We start from the raw sequence: 1,126 nt of genomic DNA, 5'->3' as shown, positions 1-1,126 counted from the left end.
GAAGACCTATTCTTGTTAGTGCTAGCTAAACAAGAAAGCAGGAATCTTCATGACCCACTCTCAGACTAACACCCACAAGCATTACCAACAACTCAGTTTTAGCGACCGTGCTACAATTCAGGCCCTTCAGGCTGCTGGTGACACCGCGACCGTGATTGCACAGAAGCTTCATCGCAGTAAAGCGACAATCTCACGAGAAATCACGCGTGGATCTGTAACTCAGCTCGACTCGAAGCGTCACTCGCATCAAGTCTATCTTGCGGAAACTGCCCAAGCCATGCACGACCGTAAACGCGATAGAACCGGTCACTACGCCTTTCTTAAGACCGGCCGTGCGTTCTTCAAGGCTCTCGCCAGGGAGCTTACTCGTAAGCCGCGCGTACACAGCGTTGATAGCTTCGTACACTTCTATCGCGACCAGGGCAAGGCTTGCCCTTCAACGACAACTGTGTATCGCTACATCGACGCCGGGCTGCTTGCGCTAGACAACATGACACTTCCCAAGAAGCTCCGACGCCGCATCAAAGGCTATAAGAACGCCCACAAGCGCAAGAATAAGAAGATATACGGCGACTCAATCGAGTTGCGTCCTGCGGCCGTGAATGACCGCACAGGCGTGGGACATTGGGAAGGCGACTTGGTCAAAGGTATTCGCTTAGCTGATGAGCCAGCATTAATGACGCTCACAGAACGGTACAGCCGGACTGAGATCATCGTCAAGATTCCTGACTATCATGCGGACACCTGCCTTAAAGCCTTGCAGGACACGATCGACGACTACGGGGCCAAGGAATTTGAGAGTATCACTTTTGACAATGGTTCCGAGTTTGCCAAGTTATCAGAGATTGTTGGAACCCAGATTTACTTCGCACATCCGTACTCGCCTTGGGAGCGTGGCACAAACGAGAACGCCAATGGACTGCTTAGGGAATTCTTCCCGAAAGGGAAGTCCCTCAGAGCAGTTACCCTGGTTGAAATTCAAGCAGTCCAATCCGCACTGAACCATCGTCCCAGACGTATTCTGAACTATCTTCGCCCATGCGATTACTACCGATGCATGGCGTAACAGCCTAGACCACTATCAAGAATTCGTTATCATCGTTGCACTTGACTTGAAAATTGAGGA

The 1,126-nt window shown here is 51.0% G+C and carries 1 protein-coding gene; it reads left to right on the top strand.

All coding sequences use genetic code 11. From position 1 onward, the window contains the following. Positions 1-49 precede the first annotated feature (49 nt). Positions 50-1,066: an IS30 family transposase gene (locus ACWP87_RS13745; RefSeq protein WP_014568877.1), complete on the top strand. Its 1,017-nt coding sequence runs from the start codon at positions 50-52 to the stop codon at positions 1,064-1,066. The last annotated feature ends 60 nt before the right edge of the window (positions 1,067-1,126 follow it).

This window comes from Lacticaseibacillus sp. 22 (genome assembly GCF_055413445.1).
The sequence above is the reverse complement of the archived record's forward strand: the minus strand, read 5'-3'. Positions and strand labels throughout refer to the sequence as shown.

Bases quoted from the DNA above. Each gene is read 5' to 3' on its own strand.
- ACWP87_RS13745 (WP_014568877.1), top strand. From the start codon at position 50: ATGACCCACTCTCAGACTAACACCCACAAGCATTACCAACAACTCAGT.